Origin of the sequence: Xylanibacter rarus (assembly GCF_001275135.1) — a bacterium.
GTDB classification, from domain to species: domain Bacteria; phylum Bacteroidota; class Bacteroidia; order Bacteroidales; family Bacteroidaceae; genus Prevotella; species Prevotella rara.
Genome location: NZ_LFQU01000001.1, coordinates 239564 through 260914, shown reverse-complemented (window position 1 = coordinate 260914; position 21351 = coordinate 239564). Strand labels below are relative to the sequence as shown.

The window sequence follows — 21351 nt, the reverse complement described above, 5'->3', positions numbered from 1 at the left end:
GATTTATCCACAGCGTGATGCGCCGCAGTTTTTACAGATAAGACATCCCTCCTGATAAACGAGAGTTTCCTGACCGCACACCGGACATTTCTGTCCCTTGGCCTCTGTGCCGTCAACAATATACTTCTTCAGGGCACGCTCAACACCGTTCTTCCATGTGTTGATGCTCTCGCTCTTAAGCTGCAGCGAACCAACGAGCTTGATTACATGCTCTATAGGCATACGATAGCGCAATACGCCTGAAATAAGCTTTGCATAGTTCCAGTATTCAGGGTTGAACTTCTCGCTCAGACCTTCAACAGTGGTCTTATATCCGCGCTTGTTCTCAAACTGGAAGTCGTAGCGGCTCTTGCCGGTTTCGTCCTTATGCTTGATAATCTTACCCTTTGTGACAGTCTTCGGCAGAACGATGCCTTCCTCGTCGTCCTGCAGACCTGTGAATATCTCGTATGGATATCCGTTGAGAAGGCCTACGAACGCAACCCATTTCTCCTTGTTATTCTGGAAACGCACGACATCACACTCGAGCACGGCAGGCCTTACCTCGGTAACTTCGGGATGACGGCACAGCGGAGCTTGCTTCTTCTGATTGTCGTCGTTGTTCTTTTTCTTCTTTTCTACGGCTATCATCACGCCTGAACGCGAACCGTCGCGATATACGGTGCAGCCCTTGCATCCTGACTTCCAGGCCTCAACGTAAAGACGGTTTACCAAAGCCTCGTCTACATTATTGGGCAGGTTTATGGTTACGCTGATGCTGTGGTCTACCCATTTCTGTATTGCACCCTGCATGCGCACCTTCATCAGCCAGTCGACATCATTGGCTGTTGCTTTATAATAAGGTGACTTGGCCACCAGTTCGTCAAGTTCTTCCTGAGTATATTTCTTCTCAGTGTCAATGCCGTTTATCCTCATCCATTCGATAAACTTGCGGTGATAAACGATATACTCTTCAAACGAGTCGCCTACCTCGTCGACAAAGTCAACATGCACATCGGCATCATTCGGGTTAACCTTGCGGCGACGCTTATAAACAGGCATGAATACAGGCTCGATACCGCTTGTTGTCTGCGTCATCAGACTGGTTGTGCCTGTAGGCGCAATGGTCAGACAGGCTATGTTGCGGCGGCCATATTTAGCCATATCCTCATATAGTTGCGGGTCGGCCTCCTTTATACGGTTGATGAACGGATTGTTCTCCTCGCGCTTAGTATCATAAATTTCAAAAGCACCGCGCTCCTTGGCCATTTCCACTGACGAACGGTAAGCAGCAAGCGCCAATGTCTTGTGCACCTCAACAGAGAAGTCGGTTGCCTCCTGCGTACCATAGCGCAGACCCATGGCAGCTATCATGTCGCCCTCGGCCGTGATGCCCACACCTGTACGGCGGCCCATTCCGCTCTTTCTCTTTATCTTCTCCCACAGGTGATACTCTGTGCTCTTCACCTCGTCGCTCTGCGGGTCGGTCTTTATCTTAGCCATTATCTGGTCTATCTTCTCAAGCTCCATGTCCACAATGTCGTCCATTATGCGCTGAGCCAGGGCTACATGCTTGCGGAACAGTTCATAATTGAAATATGCCTTGTCTGTGAAAGGATTAACCACATAAGAATAAAGGTTGATAGACAGCAGACGGCATGAGTCGTAAGGACAGAGAGGAATCTCACCGCACGGATTGGTAGATACGGTGCGGAAGCCCAAATCGGCGTAGCAGTCAGGTATGCTCTCGCGTATTATCGTATCCCAGAACAGCACGCCGGGCTCGGCGCTCTTCCATGCGTTGTGTACAATCTTCTCCCACAGCTTGCGCGCGCTGATGTCTTTTGTCACCTGCGGTGTGGCGCTGTCGATGGGGAACTGCTGAACATACTCTCTGTCTTCCGTGGCACAGCGCATAAACTCGTCGTCAATCTTTACCGACACGTTAGCACCTGTTATCTTGCCTTCGGTCATCTTGGCGTCGATGAAAGCCTCGCTGTCGGGATGCTTTATGCTCACTGAGAGCATGAGAGCTCCGCGGCGTCCGTCTTGTGCCACCTCGCGTGTAGAATTGCTGTAGCGCTCCATGAAAGGCACAAGTCCGGTAGATGTCAGTGCCGAATTGTTCACTGGCGAACCTTTCGGACGCAGGTGAGACAGGTCGTGGCCAACGCCTCCGCGGCGCTTCATCAGCTGCACCTGCTCCTCGTCAACACGCAGTATGGCTCCATAAGAGTCAGCATCGCCGTCAAGACCGATAACAAAGCAGTTTGACAAAGATGCCACCTGATGATGGTTGCCTATACCCGTCATGGGGCTTCCTGCCGGAACGATATACTTAAAATGGTCGAGCAGTTCGAACACTTCCTCGGCACTAATCGGATTTTTATATTTATTTTCAATTCTGGCCACTTCGTTGGCTATACGCCAGTGCATGTCGGCGGGCGACTTTTCAAAGATGTTGCCAAAACTGTCTTTCAGTGCATACTTGTTTACCCACACTCTGGCAGCGAGTTCGTCACCGCCAAAATAGGCCAAAGAAGCCTGATAGGCCTCTTCAAAAGAGTAAATTTTATTATTTTCCATGATGGCAGAAGTAATTTGAGTGGTGCAAATCTACGAACATTTTTTCATAAAAAGAAATACTTTTCGGAATATTTTTCCCGTTTAAAGCTCTAAAAAGTTCACCAAAAAAGTCAACTCAGAATCTTATTTTTCGCAACTAGTTGAATAATAGAGAGATTCAGCACGTTGATGAAACATATTCTTTACCACAGAATGTTTAACTGGCTGATTTTCACGTCTTACAAGAGGGAGCTTTTTCAGCGAACAGGATGTAATCACCTGTCTTTCAGCCAGTTCCATCTCTCTGTCCAGTCTTCAAGTATTTCGTGGCGCAACAGTCTTATCAGTCCGGCTCCTTGCCACGGACCTTCAAAATACTCTTTATCGCCACGGTCAGTGAACCAGTTGCCGCCAACGGTATAGTCGTCCTTACAACGCTTGCCCGGCCACATTCTGTCAACAACGAATGTGCCATGTTGTCCGTCAAGTTCTTTTATACCAGAACTCACAGTGTAACTAAGCACTGCAGGAGCCTTTGGCGAATATCTCACGGCATAAAGCCCGTTGCCCAAATAATATCCAGGCCATGCCTGGCGGTCGATAGTTGCGGTGAAGCACACTGAATCCTGATCAATGTCGAGTTCAGGTCCCTTCATGCGCAGCTCAATCACTGAATAAACCGGTACGGTGTCGTTAAGCGTTGTTGCACGCTCAAACACTCTGCGCGACGTATATGCCGTGCGTCTAAAACTTCCTCCCCAGCAGCTTTCCTTTTCCGGGTCATCAGGATTGCCGTCCATCATATACAACAGCGAAGGCGTGTCGCCCATCTTTACCCTACCTTTATAATAGTTTATAAAGTCGGCACCCATGTGTCCTGCCCCGCTCATCACGCGTTCATAATAACGGCTGTCGGCCTCTCCGTCCCTTTTGCCGTCGGCTATCAGTCCGCGGTATGTGGCATTATTTTCTATCATCCACACATCCGGAAAATTTTCTGCTATATAGGCATAGCTGTTTACGCCCCACTTTTTGTTTGGTCCGCCTATATAATATATTCTTATTTTGTCCTTTATGTCGGGCGCATCGTGCAAGGCCTGAGCCACATCCTCGAGCGTGCCCCACACAAGTATCCACAGCGGGCGGTCGCTCTGCCGGCGCGCCTGTCTCACTATCCATTCTGAACCTTCCGTAGGCTCATCGTAGCCTTTGAAAGGCGCCAGCCCGCGCCTTCCCTGCTTGCAGATACGGCGCAGCGAGTCGGGAGGCATAAGTCCGGCAGCATGTTTCTTCAGTCTGTCATAGTCTTTCTCATATATGCCGATCATGCGCCTTATTTCGTCTGCCGAGCCGCTGCCGAACGACGGCGACGAGACAAGTCCTTCTATGTCGAACATGTCGTTATACATAAGCAGGTGAATCATCGACTGGTTGTCGTCAGGGTCAGTGCCTCCAATATCGCTGCTCACGATAATCCTCGGCCTCTCCGGTCTCGGCTTTTGAGCATGCGCAAAAAGAGAAAACATCGACAATAGTAATAGTAAGACTGTTATATTATGTTTCTTCATTTCCTTGGCTAATAATCATCTGCAAAGATAGTGAAAGGTGAGAGAAATACAAAAAGAAGCTTGCTTATTTTTTATTACCGAGCCGCAGCCTATCTTATTCAAAGATAGTGAAAGGTGAGAGCAGTACAAAATTATAAACGCAGTTTTTTATTTTGAAGCGCCGTGCCGCATCCTATCTTATTAAAAATGAGAAACACACGAAGAAAGCCATGGAAAAACCAACTTAGCCCTAAATCATTAGGATTAAGACCGAATCCTGATATATTAAACGGATTGCCACTTGCTATTTTTCCTGCATAACAATATAATAAGGAATAAGGATTCATTTAAACACATATACGGAATAACGACAGGTTTAGGTTTAAATTATCAGACAAAAACAGCCTTATCACTTCTCTAAAAGAATCTGATAAGGCTGTTTTTAATTTATAATTATTATTATCTATGTTCACATTTGAACACGACACAGTTTATTCTCATTATTCCTCTAAATATATATTTGTACGTATGCCGTCAGCATCCCTCTCAAATATCAGGCGGTTGCTCCTTAACGTCTTACCGTCTATGGTGACTTCCATATACTCGCCGGAAGCCTTCCTCTGATATGAGATAAGGTTTGTGTCGTCTATATCTTCGCTATATTCGCTCTCACCCTCGCTGGCAAAATAAGACGAACATTCTACAGGACCTTTAGGGGTTTCCCACATTATATTCACATCATCGTCAAACCATAATGCCCCGTCTATTTTTCTTTTTATCTTTACAGACATGCCGTCATGCGTAAGACCTGTATAACGGATATACGGTTTCTTGTCATATACTACCGTAAAAGGAACAACGCCAAGGCACACCCAGCCTACATTTACTGAAAGTTCAAAGTAGCCACGGGCTATGAAGTTCTCTGTGTCAAACTCTTTGAAATAATTTTTCCATATACTGATATGTTCGTCTATCTTGCCCGGTGAGACTATATTTACATATTCACCGCTATGGTCTCCCACCAATCTAAAATTCAGCTCAAATCCATATTCCGCAAGATAGTCAGGAACAGAGAGATGGCCAGACAGATTGACTTTAAGCGCGCCATCTACGACAGGCTCGTTGACAACCACAAAATTATCCATCACGATCTCGCCTCCATAAAAAATCTTCAAATTGTCTGGACCGTCTTTTTCAAAGCGCACAAGATGAGGAGGTATGTATTCGCCGCGCTCCACCTTATCCTTTTCCTGCTCTGACACCATGAAAGCACGGACATAATAGGCTTTGCTCTCCATATTCTCCGGAACATCCACCCAAACATAACCGTCCTCTGGCTCCGCCGGCACCAGGTTAGTCTTACATTCGTAGTTACCCAACGCCACATCAGGCGAGCTGCCGAAAACCAGACCGCAGTATACTTTGTTATCCATCTCCTCTCCATAACGGCCTGAGCCATAGCCGCGGTTGAACGTTTTATTGTTTACAGGATCTAATGCTATTCCTATTTTATTGCTGTATGTTGTACGCTCATGTTTATAATGCAGCAACAGCCCTTTTCCGAAAAGGTCGTCACGCAAGTCTTGGTTCCACGCTTCGTAATAATATACAACTTCACAGAAGTTTTTGATGTCCGCGTCATCGTCAGGCGCAGAAGATGTGTTATATTCGCCTCTATCAACGGCTGCAAACAAGTCGTTGATGTTTGTCTTTACAGGCATGGGCAGCAAAGACACTGTCTTATAAACGGTTTTAAGGTTTTCGGTCATTTTCTCAAAAGGATTTCCCAAAATTGGTTCTTGCACATTGAAGTCGAAAGACTCATGCATCCAAGAATCTCCTAAATAAGAGACGTTCAGAGTGTTGTCACGAACAAAGAAATAATACCACACAGAGTTGATGCACGCTTCTCTGACACGGCATTTGTCGTCGAAAACAAATACGGCATCATAACTGTCCATGTCGGTCATCTGCATGACATACCCTCCGTTGACAATATCTGGAGAGCACTGCATCCGCAAGTCATTGTCCAAGGCTACAGCCCATTTCCAACCTTGACGAAGCATCTCTTCGTCATCAACTTCAACAACCACAGGACCTTGTTCCTCTTCGCTGTCAGTACAGCCTGACAGAACGTTCATAACCAATAGTACGATTGGCAGAATGTAATAGATTTTCTTCATAGTTTTTGTTTTGTCACAGTTTTCATTCTCATTATACACTTATGCTGTCTGAAACAGCTGACATCATTCTCAACACCAGATTTACGAGTTTTATCCCCCTGTTCTACACTCCAGGCAAATATCTCTGCTAAATGTCTGTTTAGCTTGGAGTTTTTGCAAAAATATACAAAAATTAATAAATAGACAAACAATTAAAGGGGATTTATTTATTAAAAACAAATGACAGACAAAAACATCTCCGAAAATTGTAAGCAAAACATCAGAAAATAATTACACTTACGAAACGCCGACATCACAAAAAAGAAATACATTAAGCAAAAGCAAGCTGTTTGCTTTCGGACTGAAACCGATAGAGTTACGATGCAAAAGTGGCCGAGTTTTGATACGAAAGTGGGCCGTTTACGATACGCAAACAGCCCACTTATTTTATGTTTTTCAACATGCTGTCAACAGCAATGCATTATTGATGCAGACGGAGACAGACACGCTGAAAGGTCTATTGATGTCACCAAACGTTCCATCTTACTCCTGCCATAACCCACAAGCCGGGCTGAGGCACGTTGCCATAGTCGACATAGGTGGCATCAAACAGGTTGTTGGCCTCTACATAGACGCTGTAGTGCGACTTGTCCCACGACAGACGTGCGTCTACAAGCGAATAGGGCTTATAAGTGACAGACACACCCTGCGGGTCGGTGTATGACCCTACGCGATACTGATAGCGATAGTTGACATTTAGGTTAAGGGCGCTCACTATGTGCAGGCCGAGACCTGCCACGAGCTTATGCCTTAGATACTCGAGGGCATAAAGCGACTGCACGCCCGGCTCCTTGTTCTGACTCTGGTCGATGTAGCTGTAGGACACATTTAACGTGCGCAGCACATCCTGACGTGGCAGCAGACTGGCGAAGCGGAACTTCAGCGAAGCCTCGAAGCCCGTTGAGTTAATCTCGGCATGATTAACCGATGTCCACACAGCGTCCTCGCCAAGCGAGGTGTCCATTATCCAGTCGATCATGTTTGTTCCATGATGATGATAAACCGACAGTGTACCGGTTATTCCTTCTGAAACATACCTGACGCCTCCCTCAACGGCACTCATCTCCTCGGGTTTCAGATATTTATCGGCCTTGTGTCCATCTACCGAATAATAAAGTTCGGTGAACGACGGCATGCGCAACGATATGTTGTAAGATGCAAACACCTTCCAGTTCTGCCCTATCCTGTAGCTGACGTCAACGCCGGGATAAATTTTGAACGGCATCTCGTTCCATGTGTTCTTAACGGCCGTAAAGCCGGCGGAAAGAGTGAAACGCTTAAGGATGACGTTGTGTTCAAGATAAAAACTGAGGTTGCTTCGGTTAAGACCGTAGGCATAGTTGCGGTCGGTGCCGTGGATGTGTATCGGATTGTCGAGCGGCTCGCCGAGGTTTCCGCTCACAAGGTCTTCGTTGCGGAATTCGGCTCCGAAGGCTGTGCGCCCCAAAATCCAGTCGAACCAGCTGTTGAGGTTAAATCCGAACACATCGGTGCGGTTATAGTTGAAGGGCGACTTGTCGGGCGCTCCTCTGTAAAACTCATAACGGTCTTGAAAACGGTTCCAGTAAATAGACGGCCGGAAGTGGAACTTGCCTCCTTTCGTCTCGGCCTGAACGGCCGTGAAATATTTTGTGGTATGCTCATACTGCTCGTCGGACAGAAGACTGTAGAACGTATTGCTGCCCCATCCCTTGTCGCTAACTCCGGCGTGCCATCCTATCGTGAGGTGGTCGTCATCATAACGTCCCTGATAGAATGCCCTCGCGCCTTCATAGTCGGCGTTGAGGCGTCCGCTCTTGCTTCGCAGCCAGCCGTCGCTGCGCGTATAGCCCGCGCTCAGCTGATTGTTCCACTTGTCTTGCTTCAGATTAACACGTCCTCCGGCAGCCAGATAGCCAAACGATCCTCCTTCGGCATGAACATCGGCACTGCTTTTTGCTCCGAGCTTTGTAACAATGTTGATTACGCCCACAAGCGACGATGTTCCGTAGGCTCTTCCGGCAGGTCCCTCAAGCACTTCAATCCGCTCAATCTCGCTTATATCCACGGGCAGGTCTAAGGCGTTGTGCCCAGTCTGCGGGTCGCAGATGTTTATGCCGTTAAGCAAGACGGCGATGTGCTCGCTGGTGCCTCCGCGTATGCTGATGTCGGTCTGTGCCCCGATAGGGCCTCGCTGCCTGACATCCACGCCTGCGGCATACTTGAGCAAGTCGTTAACACTTTGCACAGGGGCAGCGGCAATCTCGTCGCGCCCGAGTACGTTTACAATTCTCGCCGCATGGCCTCCTGTCAGCGGCGCGCGCGAAGCCGTAACGTCCACCTCGTCGAGCATCACGGTCTCACCGGTCGTCTGCATAGTGCTGTCCACCTTCTCTACCCTGGTGCTTATGCCGTCGGCCTTGGCATAGGTAAGAGTGGCAACACTAAGCGTGCCGATAAGCACCTCTCTGCCCAGGCAAGAAAAGAGCGAATAGCCCTTGTTGCCGAAACGAGAGAACTTAAAGCTTTCACGCTTGTTGAAAATTGTTTTGTACATAAAATTTGATATAATTAAAAAATTAACGTTTCGCCTACGCGAAACGTCCGCAAAGATAGTGAAAGGCGAGAGTAATACAAAATAAAACTTGTTTTATTTTTATTACCGAGCCGCATCCTATCTTATCTAAAGATAAAGAAAGGTGAGTGCAATACAAAATAAAATAAGTTTTATTTTTATTTCCGAGCCGCATCCTGTCTTGTCTAAAGACAGCGAAATGTGAGAGCAATACAAAATAAAACTTGTTTTATTTTTATTACCAAACCGCAAACTGCCCTTTGATAAGGGCAGCAAAAAATAAGTTCACTCGTTAAGTGAACTTATATACTTTTCAGAATAAATAAGCAAAAGATGCCGTGAATGTTCTGTTCTTGCAGTCTGTGCCTGTCTTATTAACATTCTTCATTCCCCAATCATATCCAACGGAAAGCTGAACATGGCGGGCTATTTCTGCTCCGGCACGGAAGCCCAGTCCCCAGTCGAAACGGTCTAAGACTTTGTCACTGAACAAATTGTCTGATGCATTTTTCGTCGTAGAAGTGCCCTTGCCATCTGTAACAGTCATTGTAGATTTGCCAAACAAACCGATGTTAAAATATGGTCCGGCATTAACAAACAGGCTTACATTACGCCCAACGGAAAACTTATATCCAATATGAACCGGAATATTCAAATAATAAGGACTGAACTTATAATCAAAAGTGTTATTATTAGTTGTTTCATCTAACCGGGAAATGTTATATCCGCTGTAATAATAACTGGGTGACTTCCATCCATAAGAAGACAGCATCAGTCCAAAGTCCAAATAAAGTCCTTTTGTAACCTGCGGAAGGCCAAGTTCACCCTTTAGGCCGGCATGAAAACCTGACTGAGCATTATAACCACTCGGAGAACTGAGATTATAACCTGCCGTTGCTCCCACTCTGAAATCTTGCGCTTTTGCCACCATACAAAATGACAAAAATAAAAGCGATGTGAATAAAATCTTCTTCATACTAAAATATGTATTAAGATAATTAATTTATCATTTAACACGCAAGGCAGGAAATACCCCTATTCTGTAATGTTAAAATATCATTAGTTTGCCGTTAACCTGTTTTCTGCTTTTCAGGAACTAAAGAATAAGGATATATATACATACGAAAAAAGAGGAGAACGCCTACGCATTCTCCTCTTTGGATTTATCTTAAATAAGATTATTATTCAACAACGATTGGCTTATACTTCGGAACCAGGGCCTTCATTATAACCCAAGCCAGCAGATAAGCAACGGCGCAGATGCAGAATACAATCATATATGCACCCGGTTTGCCTTCCATACCGAGGAACGAGAAGGCTGAACCCATGCCCTCAGCATAAGTGAACAGCTCACCTGCACCGAGGTTGATAAGCAGTGAACCGATACCACCGGCCATAGCGCCTATACCTGTAATGGTTGCGATAGTTGATTTGGGGAACATATCACCGATTGTAGAGAACAGGTTGGCAGACCAAGCCTGATGACCTGCACCGGCAAGACCGATGATGATTGCGGGGAACCATGCAGAATTTGCACCAAGCGGCTGAGCGAACAGCGCGAACAGCGGGAAGAATGCAAAGATAAGCATAGCGCGCATACGGCCTGCATAAGGACCCATGCCCTTCTTCTCAACAAACAGTTTAGGCAGGTAACCGCCGTAGATTGACAATATGGTAACAATGAGATAAAGCACAAAGATAAGAGCCATACCCATTGTTGAAGAAGACTCATAACCGAACTGGTCTGAGAAATAAGCCGGAGCCCAGAACAGATAGAACCACCAAACACCGTCGGTGAAGAACTTACCTACTACGAACGACCATGTCTGCTTATACTTGAAGCACTGCATGAACGGAATAGTCTTTTCCTCTTTAGCCTCAGCTGAAGCAGGCTCCTCTTTTTCGTCCTGATTGATATATATAAGCTCTGCCTTGTTTACTCTCTTAGAGTTTTCAGGTTTCTCATAAAGATGTGCCCAGAAGAACATCCACACGAAACCAATCGCACCGATGATGATGAACGCCATCTCCCAACCGAAATGCTTGGCAAGGACAGGGATGGTAAGCGGAGCTGCCAAAGCACCGACAGACGCACCTGAATTAAAGATTGAAGTTGCAAAAGCGCGGTCTTTCTTAGGGAAGTATTCAGCCGTAACCTTGATGGCTGCGGGGAAGTTTCCTGCTTCACCGAGAGCAAGGATGGCACGGCAAACGAGGAAGAGCCATACGCTGAGCGTTGCAATGGCAACGGCCATTGTGCTTCCAGCCTCAACGGCACGGAGAGCTTCTATTGAGTCGAGGCCCTCAACCTCCATAGTAACCCAGCCGCATCCTGCGTGCATACATGCACCGAGCGACCATATAAAGATAGCCCAAAGATATCCTTTCTTTATGCCCATCCAGTCGACAAACTTACCTGCAAACAGACAAGCCACAGCATAAAAGACAGAGAAGAAACCGGTAATCATGCCATAATGAGCATCATTCCAGTGGAACTCGGGTGCTATAAAGTCTTTCCACGTAAGCGACAGCACCTGACGGTCAAGATAATTGACTGTCGTAGCGCAGAAAAGCAAAGCACAAATTACCCAACGGAAGTTGGTCATTTTAGTAGTTTGAATAGGATTCATTTTTATTTGATTAATAGTATTTTGTTTCAAGCAATAGTTTGTGCAAAGGTAACACTTTTTTTCTTAACCGATACAGCCGTATTTGTTAAAATAGTATAAACACCATAAACAAGAAAAGGCTTTAAAATAAAGCCTAATCTTGAAAATAAACTCTCTTTACGCGGTTGCTTATGCTTGTAAGCACCTCGTAAGGTATTGTCCCAAGCACGTCCGACAGCACCGTTACAGGCAGATGCTCGCCGAATATCTCCACGGTGTCGCCCTCCTTACAGTCTATTCCTGTAAGGTCTATCATGGCCACGTCCATACAGATGTTGCCCACATAAGGCGCTTTCTGGCCATTGACAAGGCAGTAGCAATGGCCGCAACCCAGGCGGCGGTTAAGTCCGTCGGCATATCCGATAGGTATGGCACCGATAACGCTGTCGCGGGTGAGCACACCCTTACGGCTGTAGCCCACTGTATCTTCCTTCGGCACATGGTGTATCTGCAGTATGGTGGTCTTCAGCGTGCTGACCGTATTCAATACAGAATTGTCGCGGCTGTCGATGCCGTACAGGCCTAGACCCAGGCGGCACATGTCCATCTGCCGCTCCGGGAAGTGCTCTATGCCGGCTGAGTTGTCCATGTGGCGCAATATCTTGTGGCTGAATGCCGACTGAAGTTTCTTGCTGCCTTCATCGAACAGCTTAAACTGCATGGCAGAGAAGTTGTCGAAGTCGTCGCTGTCTGAACCAACAAAGTGTGAGAACACCGAGCGCGGTATTATTGCGTTCTGATGCTTCAGGCGACTGATAAGCTCGTCCATGTCGCAACGCGGGTCGAAGCCAAGGCGGTGCATACCTGTGTCGAGCTTTATGTGTACCGGATATCCGGTTATTCCCTCTTTCTGTGCAGCCTTTACAAGGGCATCAAGAAGGCGGAAGCTGTAGACCTCAGGCTCAAGTTTATAGTCGAACATTGTCTTGAAGGCCGTCATCTCCGGGTTCATTATCATTATGTTGCACGTTATGCCGTTCTTTCTCAGCGTCACGCCTTCGTCGGCAACGGCAACGGCAAGATAGTCAACGCGATGGTCCTGCAGGGTCTTTGCCACCTCTACTGATCCTGCGCCGTAGGCATCAGCCTTAACCATGCACACCAGCTTGGTGGTAGGCTTCATGTAAGAACGGTAGTAATTCAGGTTCTTTACAACAGAATTGAGGTTCACCTCCAGTATCGTTTCATGCACTTTCTGCTCAAGCAGCTCTGTAAGTCTGTCGAACGAGAACTTGCGCGAGCCTTTGAGCAGTATCACCTCGTCGCGCAGCGATCTGAACACGGTGCTTCCGATAAACGAGTTGCAGTCGTCAAAGAAGTACTTCTCTTCTATCATTATCTCATCGGCACAACGGCTTATCTCCGGACCGACGCCAATAAACTTCTGCACGCCACGCTTTACGGCAAGCTCTGACACCTTTTTATATAATGTGTCGCCGTCTTCACCGCTCTGATATATGTCGCTCAATATGAGCGTGCGGCGGCGTCCCTCATGGTCGGGGCGACGGTTCATGAAGTCGAGGGCTATGTCGAGCGAGTTGACGTCTGAGTTGTATGAGTCGTTAATCAGCGTGCACCCGTGCTGTCCTTCCTTCACCTCGAGGCGCATGGCCACAGGCTCTATGGCCGGCATGCGCTGTGCTATTTCATCAGCTGTAAGTCCAAGATGAAGCGCAACGGCAGCACATGTTATTGAGTTGGCAACCGAAGCCTCGTCGATAAACGGCAGTGTGTAGGCAGACTCAACGCCATTGAACACATAGGTTACGGTGGTCTGTGTGTTTTTCTTGTCAACCGACTTTACGAACAGTCTTACAGACGGATCCTTCACCGACCATGCTATCTGCTCGCCTTTATAGTCGTAGCTTTCAACACATTGTCTTATCACCTCGTCGTCGTAAGGATAAACAATGGCCTTTGAGTCGTGAAACAGACGTAGCTTCTCATGACACTTGTCTGCCATCGACTTAAAGTTTTCCTGATGGGCGGCACCAAGATTGGTGATAACGCCAACAGTGGGCTGTATGATGTCGCGCAGCGACTCCATCTCGCCGGGCTGGCTTATGCCTGCCTCGAACACTCCCACCTGGCTCTGCTCGCTCAGCAGCCATACCGAGAGGGGCACACCTATCTGCGAGTTGTAGCTGCGCGGACTGCGCGTAACTGTCATTGAGGGCGAGAGCAGCTGATAGAGCCACTCCTTTACAACGGTCTTGCCGTTGCTTCCGGTGATGCCCACCACCGGAATGTCAAACTCGTCTCTGTGGCGTTCGGCAAGGCGCTGAAGGGCCTCAAGCGCAAAAGGCACTTTCAGGAAGTTGGCGTCAGGATAGTCCTTCTGCCAGTCAGCCGGAAGCACCTCAACCACAAAGCTGCGCACGCCGCGCCTGTAAAGGTCGGCTATGTACTTATGACCATCGTTGCGTTCGGAACGTATTGCAAAGAACAATGTCTCCTCCGGAAAACAAAGGCTGCGGCTGTCGGTAAGAATCCATCTTACGTTGCCGTCGCTCTCGCCATAACGGCGCGCGCCTATAAGAGTTGTAACTTTTTCAATTGTGTAAACCATCTCAATTGATATTATTTTGTTTCTTATTTAATCTTTGTCATTGAAAAGAATAAAGACACGTAACAGATATTCAGAGCCACATAAAGACACGGCCGGGCCACACTGCAGCACCACCGGGCTGCATGCCGTCTGGACATGCCCGCGCACGGGCAAAGCATCCATCACTGCGCCCTAACAGCCAGCCAAACAGCCTGAACAAGACACTCAAGCCGGCCATGGGTGCATAATTAAGGTACAAATTTCGGATATTTTTTTGAAAGAGCCTTAACTTTTAACATTGTTTTATTCATAAACTCCTTATATTCGTCAGAGTCGGGCCTGAACGGCTTGTGGCCCAGCGCCTCCTTTATGGGGCGCCACTCTTCGATAAAGCGCTTTGCTGCCGGCGAGAAATAAGCCTCTGAGAACAGTTCCCATATATAGTCTACGGCCTGCTGTGAAGGATGGAGCATGTCGGATGCATAGAAGCGATAGTCGCGAAGTTCGTCGTTTACAATCTCGTAGGCAGGAAAATATGTAACCCTGCCGGGATATTTCCTTACCATGAGGTCGGCGGCGAGCAGCAGCGTGGCTTTAGACAGCTGGCTGCCGTGATAGCCATACTTGGCGTAACGTATCGGGCTGACGGTAATTATCACCTTCACGTCGGCATTTCTTCCGGTCAACAGTTCCACTGCTTCAGAAAGATAGCCTACACACTCGTCTATCGTGAGTTCGCGTTCCGTGAACAACCTCTGCGGACGCTTTGCGCAGTTGTCCACTATCTCGCCTGTCTCGTTCAGTATATATACATGATTTGTTCCGAGCGTCATCAGTGCCACGCGCGGCGCAGCCTCGCTCCGTGCCACGGTATGCAGGATGCTTGCCGGATTATACATCACGCCGTAAGGATTAACCACGGCATTAAACTTCTCTTCGACAAACCGCTTGCCTATGTTGTCGGCAAAGCAAGAACCAACAAAGAGCATGTCTTCAAAAGGCTCAATCTCAAAGTCGGGCTTGTCTATCTTAACTTTTGTCCTGAACTCCATATCATTTCCTCTTTTCCCCTGCAAAGTTAATGCAAACCGAGAGCAATACAAAACAAATCGCATTTGTTTTTATGGCCGAAGTGAAGCTTAACTTATTCAAAGTTAATGCAAACCGAGAGCAATACAAAACAAATCACATTTGTTTTTATGGCCGAGGTGAAGCTTAACTTATTCAAAGTTAATGCAAACCGAGAGCAATACAAAACAAATCGCATTTGATTTTATGGCAGAGGCGAAGCTGAAACGCTTGGAAATATACAGGTACAACAAACAGACATTAAGCAAAACACAGCAAATTAGCCTGCAAAAGGTATGCTTTTGCATGATGAAACACGACCTTTTGCAACGTAATAGATATGCTTTTAGGAAAAGACCAGATAAAGGAAAAGAAACAAAAAAAGTTTTTCACGAAAACTCGTCACTCATCACAACGGCACATAACGCCCTGAAATACAGCGCGTTATTGTGTGATGAGTTGCGTTTCCGACTCATCACGCTTAAAGTCAACCAATATCAGGAAAGCACAATCAACGCCCCCAAAATATCGTTGTGTGATGAGTTGAGCAAGCAACTCGTCACACTACAACATTCTGATAATCAGAATATTATGCTGTAATGTGACGAGTGACGAGTTTTTATAAAAAACTTTTTCGGGTTATATCCGCAAATTGGTTAATACGGATAATTATAAATGAAAACCAAGAACGAAAACTACAAATGCCATGACCGCATAATCAGGCAAAGCAAATCATAATTTTCAACTCTCAATTGTCAATTCTTAGCTTCGGCTCACCTGCAAGCCCTTGGTGCTGAGCGACATATCGACAAAGCGGGCATTGGCATTTGGCCTGTTGCTGTTGAGTATCTGTTTGATACGGGCTGCCGCGTCAGGATCCTTGGCCACCATATACAGATAGCCGCCTCCGCCTGCACCGGCAAGCTTATAGCCAAGACACAGGTCGTCTATAAGTTCTGTTATGCGGCGAACGCTTTCGGGATTGGTGCCGCTGTCGATGGCCTGATTCTGAAGCCATGTCTTGCGCACAAGCATACCCATCTTATTGAAGTCGGCACGCTGTATGGTCTCATACATGTCGAGCGAGTGCTGTTTCATCTCGCGCAGACGTGTCAGCTCGTCGCTCTGATTGAGGAACATGCGGCGCACTATCTCTGCCAGGATGTTCTTTGCCGTGCGTGTTATGCCCGTATAATAGAGCAGGTGGCAAGGCGTGTACTCAGGCTGTGTGAACAAGTCGGACGGAAGCCAGCGCACCGTAGGACACTGGTCGAAGCCGCGGCCTGTCTGCAACAGTTTTACGCCCTGCAGTATTCCGCCAAACTGGTCTTGCCATCCGCCTCCGGTTGTGAGCAGCTGCTCAAGCACAAGCGTGCGGTGGCCTATCTCGTTCTTGTCCCATGCCAGGCCGCAGAAGTCGTTGAGCGCACCGAGAACGGTAGACGCAAGCATGCTGCTCGTGCCCAGTCCGCTGCCTGCTGGAATGGCAGAGAGCAGTGTCAGCTCTATGCCGCAGCCGAAAGCCTTCAGCTGACTTTCGAGCGAGCCGAACTTCTCGGCACAGTAGGCGGGCACAAAGCCTGCAAGGGCCAGCGCGGCCTTGGGTATAGAGAACGGACTGCCCACATGATGATAGTCGGCAAGCTGCTCGTATGTGGTAACCTCCTCAATGGCTCCGAGGTCGATGCTGCGCAGCACGATGTGCGGCTCCTTACACGGACGGACATACGTCTGCAGCGGCGGCTGACCGTTAAGCTCGATGGCAAGGTTGACAACGCTGCCGCCCTCCATGAGGCAGTAAGGCGGCGTGTCGGTCCATCCTCCGGCTATGTCTATGCGCACGGGGCTGCGGCCCCACACAATCTGGTCGCCGTATACCGACATGCGCGGACTCTGTTTCTCGGTGAGCACCTGCTGTGTCAGTCCGTCGCGCAACAGGGCAAATGCCTTGTCTTCATTCTTCTGATATTCGTTGCCACTGATACGTGCCAGCTCAGAGCGGAACATTGAGTCGTGTATGCGTGTCAGCAGCGGCGCATTGTCGCTTATCGCATCCGGCTGAGGAATGTTGAACTTGGCAAAGTCGCGTGCGGCATCGTCAAGGTCAACCTGATAGAACACGCTATGCTCATAGTTGCGTGCCAGAGCCTGCCAGTTGGCAGCACGCAGCAGGTCGCGCTGCTGCTGAAGCCTCATCAGGTCTGCCTCAGCCGATATGTCGTCGGCGCTGAGCCTGCGGCTTTCGCTCCATATTTCGGCACCCTCTTTGAGTTCCGGCTCAGAGAGCATCCAGCGCAATACGAGTCCGGCATCATTCACGTCGGCACATGCCGGGAATATGCGTGCCGACTGCAGGTCGGCATTTCCGTCTATCGTGTCTATGTCGATGTTGCGCTCGGCAGCCCATTCGGCAAACGGACGTCCGAGGAACGTAACGCTGAGGTCGTGAAGGTCGCCGCGGAACTTATCGTCGTATCCGTAAGGCCTTACTATATATTCGTCTTCGCCGGCAGGCACAATGTCAACACACTGTCCCGGCTGAAGGCTTATTGTCCAATTGTTTTCGGGCACGCCCGTTATGATGTTCTCATGCGCCAGCGTCCACGACGAAGGCACATAGCTGTTTTCTATCCAAAGATTCTGGTTGCGCTCAGTGATGGCCGTACCCACGCATGCATTCTGCACGAACATGGCTGGGTGAGGCTTCAGCGAGTGATGCATTATCTCGCGCTGGTCGTTGACAAGATTCTGTATCGCAAGTGTCGACGACAGTATCTCATGACTTGTGCCGAAATGATAAAACTCGCCGCCTGGCAAAGGCAACACGGCTACGCTCAGACTGTTGAGCTCGTCGTCCTTAACCGAAGGATCTGTGCCGAGCGAGCAGCCGAACTCAGAATAGAGGTCGTAGTTGATGCGCTCGCCGTTGCGCTTTGAGCGCTGCATGAGCAGCTTGACGGCGCGGTCGCTCAACAGCCACACGCCTATGTCAGTAAGATAGAAATGATCCTTGAGCAGTTCGCCGAGAGTCTTCACCGAAGGCTTCTGCATCATGCACTCAAGCACCGACGGGGTTTCGCGTCTTGACACAAACACACCGTGGTCTTTGGCTATCTCAGGGCCGAGCCACAGGCCGTAGCACACCACGTCGGCCTCTGGTATAGGCTGAAGCGGCTGAGTGGCACGTATATACACATCGCCACTGACAATCATGGTGTGCATGTTGTCGGGCGCGCAGCTCATTATCTTGTCGTAAAGGGGTATCTGCAGCGACAGAAGATTCTGCGAGAGCCTCTGTCCGCGCTCCCAGCGGAACACCGGCACGGGCGTCAGCACCTTGCCCGACGGGGCGTAGGCCGGCAACCGGCGGCTCTGTCCGCCGGCATGCAGCAGCAGGCGTCTGTCTGAGGCAAGCCACTCGTCGAAGCTCTTGCCGTCTGAACTTTCGGCATAACAGGCCTCCAGCAGCCATGTTGAACCGCCGCCCGAACCGAGCTTATGCCCTATGGGGTCGTTGGTGCAGAACCATTCGCTGCGGTCGTGTCCGGTAACATCATGAAAACAGTTTACCAGATTTGGCGGCAATGACAAAAGCTTTTTCATTTAACCTTCCCTTTCTTTTTCATTTCAATATATACAACAAACAGAAGCGCCAGGATAAGTACGGCATAAGCTATATATGCTATGGTCTCGGTTGTGCTGACAGACTTAGGATAGAACATCAGTTCTACGTTGTGCTTGCCCGGTGCGACATTGATGGCACGCAACAGATAGTTGACACGTCCGAGCTCGACGGGGTTGCCGTCGACTGTGGCTGTCCAGCCGGGATAATACACCTCGGAGAACACTATCACACCGCCGGCATCAGAGTTTACGCTGTACTTCAGGTGGTTAGAAGAATATGATGTGAGCTTGACAACCGACACACCACCCTGCTTCTTGGCATCCTTCAGCTGACTCTTAAACTTGGCGTCGGCCACTGCCTCATGGCGCAGGTCAATCTTTCCAACTCTGTCTATTTCGTCGTTGGCGCTGTTTACATAGGTTATACGGTCTACAAACCATGCATTGCCGTAAGCATACGGATTCTTCAAAGGCACGGTCTGTCCGCTCTGAAGCGGGAATATGAAATATCTTGCGTTTAGCATGTTGAGCACCGGATAGATGCTGTCGCCGTTGATCTTGGTCATGTCGCCTCCGGCCTCAGCCACTGCGGGCACGAGCTTCTGCATCTCAGGAGCGATGTAGGCGTCTATCATGTCCTGATAACGGCGCAACTTGGCGGCGTGGTATCCGCCTATGCTGTTGTGATAGTAAGAAGTTTCGTTCTCGTTGAACGTGTTAGAGGCAAGGTTGAGCACACGGTAACTGCCGAAGTCGGTCTTGTCCTGAAGGATAATCTTGTCGGTCTCGGTCATCTCTATCGGTGCCTCGCGCTCACTCTTGTTGACAAACATGTCGTTGTTGAGGTAGCGCTTGTTGACCTGCCACATGTCAACAAGACAGAGAACTATCAGCGCTCCCACCATGTATTCTGTTTTCAGTTTCTTTGCCTTATAGAGCAGCAGGCAGAGAGTGCCGATGACGATGATGAAGAACGAGCGCCAGCAGTCGGCAGTGAACATGGCTATACGCATCTCGCGCAGATTGGCGAGCAGCGGGTTAAGATAGTCGGCCGGTATCTGCTGCAATGCCCTCATCTCTTCAGACGAAATGAAGTCTGAGAAGAACATTGTAGGCATAACGGCAAACAACAGGGCGATGCCGCCGGTGAGGGCGAAGCTTGCATAAACGTATTTTATCTTTTGAGTAAGGATTTCAGGCTCGTCGACAATCTTCTTCAATGCAAGCATTGCCAACAGAGGTATAGTAAACTCGGCAATGACAAGTATCGACGCCACCGTGCGGAACTTTGAGTACATCGGGATATAGTCGATAAAGAAGTCGGTGAACGGCATGAAGTTCTTACCCCATGACAGCAGTATAGAAAGCACCGTTGCGGCAAGCAGGGCCCACTTCATAGGTCCCTTGACGATAAACAGGCCTAAGACGAACAGCATGAGCACGAATGCCCCGACGTAAACGGGGCCGCTCGTTCCGGGCTGTTCACCCCAATATTGTCCGAGCTGCTGATATATATCTATAAAGTTGTTGTCGGCATGTTCCATGGCAGTTTTGTTCTGTGCCAAAGGCATTGATGCGCCGCCCTTGGTGTTGGGCACGAGCAGAGTCCATGTCTCGCCTATGCCGTAGCTCCACTGCGTTATATAGTCACGGTCGAGTCCGCTGCTTGTCTGGTTTGCAGTGTTCTTTTTCACCAGTTCGCTCTTGCCGCGCATCGATTCCTGGCTGTACTCCCATGTGTGATAAAGGTTGCTCAGGTTGATGCATATACCTATTATGGCACCGGCAGCACACACAGCCGTGGCCTTGCCGAAATGAGCCAGTTTGTGGTTACGGATGGCATCAACGAGATAGGCAATGACCATAAACAGGATGACAAACAGGAAATAATACGTCATCTGCACGTGGTTGGCGTTGACCTCAAAGGCCGTAAACAGCGCCGTGACAATTAGTCCCCACAGGTATTTGCCCCTGTAGGCAAGCACCACGCCGGCTATCATAGGCGGGAGATATGCCAGAGCCATAACCTTCCAGATATGTCCTGCGGCTATGATTATGAAGAAATAGCTCGAGAAAGCCCATATTATGGAGCCCAAAGCCGCCAGCGACTGGCGGAAATCGAACGCACGAAGAAGGATATAGAATCCCAGCAGATAAGCAAAGACATACCACACGTTCTCAGGAAGGAAAAGATGATAAGCCTTTACAACCTGGCCCAGTCCGTCGGTGCTGCTGTATGAAGGCGCCGTCTGATATGTCGGCATGCCGCTGAACACGGAGTTCATCCAGCGAGTCTGCTCTCCGGTTTTCTCCCTGTGTTCTGACAGTTCTCGCCCGAGGCCCTTGCTTGCAGCCGAGTCGTGGCGGAAAAGAATCTTTCCTTCAATATCGGCAGGAAAGAAGTATGCGAAAGAAATAGCCGCGAACAGCAATATGACCAGCACGTCGGGCAGGTATTGTTTCCATGTTTTCATTGATACTTACGTTTTTAAATTAAATCTGAGTGCAAAAATACACAAAATTCATGACATCAGTCAACTCTTTGCATAAAATTAAGATGTATTCGTTGCTTGCT

General features: G+C 48.6%; 11 protein-coding genes. 1 reads left to right on the top strand and 10 read right to left on the bottom strand.

The window, feature by feature from the left end; genetic code table 11:
• Nucleotides 1-3 precede the first annotated feature (3 nt).
• The 8 genes from ACU52_RS01110 to ACU52_RS01075 form a co-directional block, all read right to left on the bottom strand.
• The gene (locus ACU52_RS01110; RefSeq protein WP_053397423.1) at nt 4-2565 is read right to left on the bottom strand and encodes an adenosylcobalamin-dependent ribonucleoside-diphosphate reductase; all 2562 of its coding nucleotides are present in this window, start codon (nt 2563-2565) and stop codon (nt 4-6) included.
• 254 nt (nt 2566-2819) lie between these two features.
• Nucleotides 2820-4013, bottom strand: coding sequence for a nucleoside hydrolase-like domain-containing protein (locus ACU52_RS01105; protein ID WP_239684848.1), 1194 nt, complete (start codon nt 4011-4013; stop codon nt 2820-2822).
• Nucleotides 4014-4591: 578 nt separating this feature from the next.
• Nucleotides 4592-6274, bottom strand: a complete 1683-nt coding sequence (locus ACU52_RS01100) for a hypothetical protein (protein WP_147630729.1) — start codon at nt 6272-6274, stop codon at nt 4592-4594.
• Between the two features lie 505 nt (nt 6275-6779).
• On the bottom strand, nt 6780-8849 hold the full coding sequence (locus tag ACU52_RS01095; RefSeq protein WP_053397420.1) for a TonB-dependent receptor plug domain-containing protein: 2070 nt from the start codon (nt 8847-8849) through the stop codon (nt 6780-6782).
• A 331-nt stretch (nt 8850-9180) separates the two neighbouring features.
• The gene (locus ACU52_RS01090; protein WP_053397419.1) at nt 9181-9843 is read right to left on the bottom strand and encodes a porin family protein; all 663 of its coding nucleotides are present in this window, start codon (nt 9841-9843) and stop codon (nt 9181-9183) included.
• 205 nt (nt 9844-10048) lie between these two features.
• Nucleotides 10049-11497: an MFS transporter gene (locus ACU52_RS01085; RefSeq protein WP_053397418.1), complete on the bottom strand. Its 1449-nt coding sequence runs from the start codon at nt 11495-11497 to the stop codon at nt 10049-10051.
• A 133-nt stretch (nt 11498-11630) separates the two neighbouring features.
• On the bottom strand, nt 11631-14105 hold the full coding sequence (locus ACU52_RS01080; protein WP_053397417.1) for a bifunctional UDP-N-acetylmuramoyl-tripeptide:D-alanyl-D-alanine ligase/alanine racemase: 2475 nt from the start codon (nt 14103-14105) through the stop codon (nt 11631-11633).
• 227 nt (nt 14106-14332) lie between these two features.
• Complete coding sequence (locus ACU52_RS01075; RefSeq protein ID WP_053397416.1) at nt 14333-15136, bottom strand: GSCFA domain-containing protein; 804 nt, start codon at nt 15134-15136, stop codon at nt 14333-14335.
• Nucleotides 15137-15359: 223 nt separating this feature from the next.
• Here ACU52_RS01075 and ACU52_RS01070 point away from each other — a divergent pair, with 223 nt between their 5' ends.
• The gene (locus tag ACU52_RS01070) at nt 15360-15752 is read left to right on the top strand and encodes a hypothetical protein (protein ID WP_147630728.1); all 393 of its coding nucleotides are present in this window, start codon (nt 15360-15362) and stop codon (nt 15750-15752) included.
• Between the two features lie 162 nt (nt 15753-15914).
• Here ACU52_RS01070 and ACU52_RS01065 read toward each other — a convergent pair whose 3' ends face one another.
• Complete coding sequence (locus ACU52_RS01065; RefSeq protein WP_053397414.1) at nt 15915-18755, bottom strand: bifunctional fucokinase/fucose-1-phosphate guanylyltransferase; 2841 nt, start codon at nt 18753-18755, stop codon at nt 15915-15917.
• Complete coding sequence (locus ACU52_RS01060) at nt 18752-21250, bottom strand: YfhO family protein (RefSeq protein WP_053397413.1); 2499 nt, start codon at nt 21248-21250, stop codon at nt 18752-18754. The genes ACU52_RS01065 and ACU52_RS01060 overlap by 4 nt, the downstream gene beginning before the upstream one ends.
• Between the last annotated feature and the right edge of the window lie 101 nt (nt 21251-21351).